The sequence below is a fragment of the Deinococcus rhizophilus genome (assembly GCF_030271215.1).
Taxonomy (GTDB): domain Bacteria; phylum Deinococcota; class Deinococci; order Deinococcales; family Deinococcaceae; genus Deinococcus; species Deinococcus rhizophilus.
The window spans coordinates 1-5,764 of sequence record NZ_JASNGB010000190.1 but is presented as its reverse complement, the minus strand read 5'-3'; the positions used below and the strand labels follow the sequence as shown (position 1 = coordinate 5,764).

The following is a 5,764-nucleotide window of genomic DNA, read 5'->3' as shown; positions in this document are numbered from 1 at the left end:
GCTGCCTCCCCTGCCGCAGCGGATCCGGATGCCCGCCCCGGCCCTGCCCGGCCAGGCACGCTCACCGGACCCGGCCACACCTGAGCCGCATCTGCCGCCTAGTCGCCTCACCCGTCGCCAGCGGGCCGTGCGCGTGGCCGTGCGCATTAGCGAGCAGTACAACTGGCAGCGGGGCTTTCTGGCGCTGGCCGACGCCCTCGACCGCGACAACTGGGGCAAACTGCGCGAGAGCATCGAGCGTGAGATCGAGCAGGGCATGACGCCCGAGGAGTTCGAGCTGATGCTGCAGCTGCGGGCCTACTGGCATGAGCAGACTCACTTTCAGTCGCCCTACACCAGCCGCTACGACAGCCTGCCCTGGGGCCTGGGGCTGGCCCTGATCCGGCGCTCGGCGGGCGTGCCCTGCCTCGACGAGATGATCATCCTGCTTGACCGTCTCTACGAGTACGCCGAGGTGGCCTGCTCCAAACGGGCGCTCCCGGCCTTCGCGCAGCGCCTGGGGGCCATCCTCGACCGGGCTGACCCGGACGTGGACCTCGAGTACTGGCTGTGCGCCCAGGAGGCCCAATGCTTCTCCCGGTAGTGGGCGCGTACGTCCTGCATGCGCGGAGCGGAGAAGTCGGCACCGTCACCAGCCACGAGAGCGGCCGACTGGTCGTCACCTGGGGAGACGGCCGCTCGGCGCGGGTGGCCCGGCAGGACGTGCGGTGTGGTCTCCCGGTGGGTCAGGCCGTGCAGGAGCAGCCGCGCAGCCTGCGCCCATCCCTGGGTGAGGGTCACGTCCTGGAGCTGCGCACCCTGGGGAGCCGGGAGCAGGCGCTCGTCGAGTTCTGGGAGGGAGCCGGGCGGCACTGGCTCCCGTGGGAGAACCTGGTCCCCATCTGGAGCGCCCGGTCGATGCTCGAGGCGGGCGTGCGGCCACCGAGCGGCTTCGCTGAGCGCTTCCGCCTCCGTCAACTCGCGTTGGCCCTCCAGCACTGGCACCGGACGACGGGGGCCCTCGCGCAGGTGGACATCGACCCGCTGCCGCACCAGCTTCACCTCGTGCGGCACATCCTTCAAAGCGGCAACCTCAACTGGCTGATCGCCGACGACGTCGGGCTGGGCAAGACCATCGAGGTGGGCCTGCTGCTCTCGGCCCTCCGGCAGCAGGGCCTGCGGCGCTTCCTGCTGGTCGTCCCTGCGGGCCTGACCCGGCAGTGGCAGGCCGAGCTGCGCACCCGCTTCGGGATGGGCCAGGCGGTCGTCTATGGCCGGGACTTCGAGATCAGCGACCCGGCCCAGTGGCCGCTCTATGAGGTGGTCATCGGCTCGATGGACCGCTTCAAGCATGAGCGGCACCTCGACCTGATCCGGCAGTCGGGGCGCTGGGACATGGTCGTGTTCGACGAGGCCCACCGGCTGTCACGCAGTCTCTATGGGTTCAAGTACGCCACCTCCGAGCGCTACCACCTGGCCTCCATGCTGCGGGGCCTGACCGAGAACGTCCTGCTGCTCAGCGGCACGCCGCACCAGGGCGACCTGGACCGCTTCGAGGCGCTGCTGGAACTGCTGCGGCCTGGCCCGGTCTGGCGGGAGCGGATCCAGCGGCTCCGGATGGAACCGCAGCTCCTCTCCGGCATGGTGATCCGTAACCGGAAAGCAGACGTGACCGACGCGCACGGCAACTTCATCTTTAAGGGCAAGGTCACCCATGCGGTGGCCGCGCCGCAGAACGAGGAAGAGGAGGCCTTCGACCGCGCGCTGCGCCGATACCTGCTCCAAGGCTATGAGGTGAGTCGTGAGGGTGGGAAGCGCAACATCGCCATCGGCTTCGTGATGACCATCTACCGCAAGCTCGCGGCATCCAGCGTGGCGGCCATCCAGGGGGCGCTGGAACGGCGGCTGGTACGGCTACAGACCCAGCTGCGCGAGGAGAGCGAGGAGGCGGGGGGACCGGAAGTGGAGGTCGAGGAGGGCAGCCCCTTCGTGGAGCGTGAGGAGCAGGTCACCGGGGGCCGCACGGAGTTCTTCTCCGGCGAGACGGAGATGCTGCAGGGCCTTATCGCGCTGGCGCGCAGCCTGCGTGCCCATGACACCAAGCTGCACGCCTTCACCGGTACCCTGCTGGAAACCATCCTGCGAACCAACCCTGACGAGCGCGTCCTGATCTTCACCGAGTACCGCTCGACCCAGGACTATCTCGTCGCGAGCCTCCAAAGCCTCGCACCGGGTCGGGTGGACGTCATCCACGGCGGACAAAGCCTGGAGGAGCGGATGGCCTCGATCGCCCACTTCGAGGAGGCCGGGCAGTTCCTGGTGTCCACCGAGGCGGGCGGCGAGGGCTTCAACCTGCAGCGCCGCTGCCACATCCTAGTCAACTACGACCTGCCCTGGAACCCGATGCGCCTGGTGCAGCGCGTGGGCCGCCTGTACCGCTACGGGCAGGACAAGCCGGTGGTGGTGTTCAACCTGAACGTGCAGGGCAGCCTGGACGACGACATCCTGCTGCAGATGTATGACCGCCTGGAGGCCGTGGCCACTGTCATGGCTGGGGTCGCCGACGAGTACCGCGAGGGGCTGCGCGAGGACATCGTGGGTGAACTCGCCAGCTTCCTGGACGTGGACAGAATCCTGGCCGAGGCGGCCGCCCACACGCCGCAGCGCACCCAGGACCGCATCGAGGAGGCGCTGGACCGGGCGCGTCAGGCCGCGCAGCAGCAGAATGACCTGCTGCGATTCTCCAGCGGCTTCGACCCAGGGGCCCTGCGCGGCGAGCTGCCCATAGGCGAGGAGCACCTGACCGCTTTCGTGGAGGGCATGTTCACGCAGCTCGGCGTGACGATCAGTCACCGTCTCTATGGGGAGCGGGTCTGGGAGATCAAGCTGCCAGACGACCTGCAAGACCTGCTCGGCCTCAAGCAAAACCAGCGCGTTGCCTTTGACCGCACCCTGGCCCGTACCGCCAAGGCTCTGCTGCTCGACGGGAACTCACGGCTGTTGAAGCACCTTCTTCAGACGGCCGGGGGCTACGCCTTCAGTGGGCAAGTCGCCCAGACCTCACTGCCCGGAGACGGCACGGCCTGCGCCGTGCTGCGCTGGCAGGACGACCGGGGCCGCCCGCTGAGCGAGAGCTACGCGGTGCTGCGGCGTCAGGGCGAGGCGGTGGAGGTCAACCCACCGGAGTTCAGCACGTGGCTCCTGCAACCGGCTCCCGACCAGCCGGGAGAACCCGTGATGAATGCTGGGAGCTGGCCGCGGTTCGAGGAAAAGCTGCACAGCCTGCTTGCCCGGGGCGCGGGCCAGGAACTGCATCCCGCCGGGTTCACGGTGACCGGGGTGGCGTGGGCACCAGTGGGGGTCCCCGGGCAGGAAGCTGGCGCCGACGCGGGGGAACGACTTGCCCGGTCGTGAGCGGCAGCTTCCATGCCCGGTGGCCCTAGCCCGCCCGCCCGCTTGCCCCGTCCTGATGGGTCCCGTAGCCTGAACACGCTCGCAGCTCCCTGGACGTGCGTCCTCCAAGCCTCTGGTGAAGAGAGCCAGCACCTCTACCCTTCGCGGGTGTCTTTCCCTGTGTCCGCCCGGGCCGGTCCGCCCTCGTCCGGCCCACCTGGCCGTGCCTCGCCCCTGTCCAAGGAGGTGCCCATGACCCACCCTGCTCCCGCCGACGTGCCCGGCTCGGCGGGCGCGCCCACCGTGGCGGTGCTGCTGTACCGTCCCCGGGGCGGGCAGCGGAACTTCAGGCGGGCTGGTAATACACCTGCGGCTGTCGGAACCTGTGGTGTGCCGCTCGCTGTGGGGATGACCGGTCACCATCCGGGAGGTGACCATCCGGGTGGTGGAGCCGGAACGCATTCGGGCGTACACCTACTCGTTCAACACGCCGCAGGGCATGTGCCCGGAGTGCGAGGCATCGGCAGGACCGTCGGGCTCGATCTGGACCGGCTGTTGGACCGCACGAGGTCGCTGGGCGGCGGTATCTGCCAGGTCAGCACCACCGTGTTCCGCTGGCCAGCAAGGTTCTGCGCCGGGACACCCTGAAAAGCAGCTACCGGCCCTGGGTGAACGTGTTCCTGGTGGGCCGTTAGGAGGGCACGAGGACGACTGCGGGTGTGCCCGCTGGAACTGCCCACCGCGCAGGGGTTCGCCCAGGGCCGGGCAGCCACACGTTCAGTGTCTGGGCCAGGAGGGGCACCGCACCCGCAGGCTGCCGGGGAGGCCATCTGTACGATCATCGGGCGCCCGGTGTCCACCGGAGTTCTTCGCGGGCGGGGACGGTGCCCGGCGGGCTCAGCGCTGCTTCGTGGGAAGCCCCGCGGCCTGCCAGGCGTGAAAGCCGCCGCCGAGGTTATAGACCTGATACCCGCGCTGGGCAAGCCATCTCGCGGCGCTGCGGGAGCGGTGGCCGCTGGCGCACTGGGTGATGAGGACGCGGTCTTTCGGAAGTCGGTCGGCCTGACCGGGCAGCTCACTGAGGGGCAGACTCCTGGACTGCGGAATGAACGCGACCTGGCGTTCGGCCACGGTGCGGACGTCGAGCAGCAGGGCGCCCGTCCGCATCCGCGCCTGCGCCTCCTGCGGCGTCAGTGTCGGCACGTCCACGGCGGGGGTGGGCTTGAGGCGAGTTTTCAGCCAGTTCAGCATGGAGACCTCCTGAAGTGGTTGCACGATATACCCCCAGGGGTATACAGTCAATTACCCCAGGGGGGTATAGAAGCCACAGATGACCCTGCTAGACACCCAGATTCGCACCCAGCTTGAAGAACGTCTCCGCACCATGACCGTCCCGGTAGACCTCCGGGTCTACACCACGGGTGGGCGTGGCTCGCAGCAGGACACATTGAGGCTGCTCCACGAAGTCGCCGCACTCCACCGCCTCCTGACCGTGACCGAGCTGCCGCTGAGCGGCCCCGAAGCTCAGGCCCTCGGGCTCACCCAGTCCCCCACCCTGGTCCTGCGCGAGCAGGGCAGCGGGCGCCGCAACATCCGGTTCGTAGGGATGCCAGCCGGCTATGAGTTCAGCACCCTGATCGACACCCTGCTGATGCTGGGTACAGGACACAGTGGCCTGCCTGAGCGCCTCCGCGCCGATCTCGCGGCAGTCACGGTCCCTGTCCACATGCAGGCGTTCGTGACGCCCGGGTGTCCCTATTGCCCCCGCGCGGTGCTGACCGCCTACCGCTTCGCCTTCGAAAATGCCCACATCCTCGCCGAGGGGGTCGAGGCGACCGGATTCCCTCACCTGGCTGACCACTACCGCATCGGAGGTGTGCCGGACACGGTGATCGAGGGCGTGACCGCGCAGCGGGTGCTGGGAGGCCAGCCTGAACGGGCCTTTCTCCAGGGCGTGCTGAAAGCGGCCAGGGTGGCTGCATGATCCGCCTTGCCCTTTCCCTGGGGCTGTCCGCCCTGGCCGTTTCCTGCGCCCCTGCTTCGCCGCAGGCCTACACCACCGTGAGCGTGCAGGACCTGCACACGGCCCAGCAGTNGCATGATCCGCCTTGCCCTTTCCCTGGGGCTGTCCGCCCTGGCCGTTTCCTGCGCCCCTGCTTCGCCGCAGGCCTACACCACCGTGAGCGTGCAGGACCTGCACACGGCCCAGCAGTCGGGCGAGTTCGTCCTCGATGTCCGCACGCCCGCCGAGTACGCGCAGGGGCACGTGCCGGGCGCGGTCCTGTTGCCCCTTCAGGACCTGTCCGCCCGCCTGAACGAGGTGCCGCAGGGGCGCAAGGTCTATGTCATCTGCCGCAGCGGCAGCCGCAGCGCCCAGGCCAGCCGGGTCCTC

At 69.0% G+C, this 5,764-nt stretch carries 5 protein-coding genes; 4 read left to right on the top strand and 1 reads right to left on the bottom strand.

Features of this window, described 5'->3' with window-relative positions; translation table 11 throughout:
* On the top strand, positions 1–583 hold a 583-nt coding region (locus tag QOL99_RS14635), incomplete at its 5' end, for a hypothetical protein (protein WP_285524908.1).
* Complete coding sequence (locus QOL99_RS14630) at positions 568–3,393, top strand: DEAD/DEAH box helicase (protein ID WP_285524906.1); 2,826 nt, start codon at positions 568–570, stop codon at positions 3,391–3,393. The genes QOL99_RS14635 and QOL99_RS14630, both read left to right, overlap by 16 nt.
* A gap of 876 nt (positions 3,394–4,269) precedes the next feature.
* Here QOL99_RS14630 and QOL99_RS14625 read toward each other — a convergent pair.
* Positions 4,270–4,623 carry a rhodanese-like domain-containing protein gene (locus QOL99_RS14625; protein WP_285524904.1) on the bottom strand — a complete coding sequence of 118 codons (354 nt, stop codon included), beginning with the start codon at positions 4,621–4,623 and terminating at the stop codon, positions 4,270–4,272.
* A 79-nt stretch (positions 4,624–4,702) separates the two neighbouring features.
* Between QOL99_RS14625 and pdo the strand changes: the two genes are divergently transcribed.
* Positions 4,703–5,356 (top strand): protein disulfide oxidoreductase, encoded by a 654-nt coding sequence (gene pdo / locus QOL99_RS14620; protein WP_285524902.1) that lies wholly within the window; start codon positions 4,703–4,705, stop codon positions 5,354–5,356.
* Positions 5,357–5,470: 114 nt separating this feature from the next.
* On the top strand, positions 5,471–5,764 hold a 294-nt coding region (locus tag QOL99_RS14615), incomplete at its 3' end, for a rhodanese-like domain-containing protein (RefSeq protein WP_285524900.1).

What these genes read in the sequence shown, in the direction of transcription:
- QOL99_RS14630 (WP_285524906.1), top strand. Translation starts at nt 568, where the DNA reads ATGCTTCTCCCGGTAGTGGGCGCGTACGTCCTGCATGCGCGGAGCGGA.
- QOL99_RS14625 (WP_285524904.1), bottom strand. Translation starts at nt 4,623, where the DNA reads ATGCTGAACTGGCTGAAAACTCGCCTCAAGCCCACCCCCGCCGTGGAC.
- pdo (WP_285524902.1), top strand. Translation starts at nt 4,703, where the DNA reads ATGACCCTGCTAGACACCCAGATTCGCACCCAGCTTGAAGAACGTCTC.